The sequence below is a fragment of the Bradyrhizobium sp. LeoA1Lang genome (assembly GCF_055413685.1).
Genome location: NZ_JBVAPG010000507.1, coordinates 1 through 483, shown reverse-complemented (window position 1 = coordinate 483; position 483 = coordinate 1). Strand labels below are relative to the sequence as shown.

Below are 483 nucleotides of genomic sequence, written 5' to 3'. Positions count from 1 at the left end.
TGGCTTCGTCGCCGGTCAGCACGAAATCGCCGATGATGGCTGCCTTGCCGCCCCCCGTCGGCTGGAAGTTGATGGACTGTGCCACACCCATCGGGCCGACCGGTGCGAGTTGCATCCCAGCTTCGCTGACCGGATCGCGCCGCGGAACGGCGAAGGCGTAGACACCGCCATTGTTCTGTCCCTTGGCGCCGATGATCTGATCGAGCTGTGCGGTATCGAGGTCGATGGCGGGCGGCGCGGCCGCTGCCGAAGACGCCAGCGGCGTTTTGCTCACTGCCAGCGCGTCGCGGATGGCAGCAGCCATCTTCACGGGATCGCCGTGACCGCCGACATGCATGTAGAAAGTCGCAGGGCTCGCCCGGAGCAGGTGATTGTGAACGGCGGTGATCTCGATCCCGCCTGCGATGAGCTTCGCCATGACCGGATTGATCTCGGTTTCCAGCAGCACGAGGTCGCCCATCACCATGGCTTCACCGTGAATCG

1 protein-coding gene is annotated in these 483 nt (G+C 64.6%); it reads right to left on the bottom strand.

What is annotated here, in order from left to right:
- A partial coding sequence (locus ACZYOF_RS44340; protein WP_463719668.1) for a DUF1259 domain-containing protein occupies positions 1-483 on the bottom strand: 483 nt, incomplete at both ends.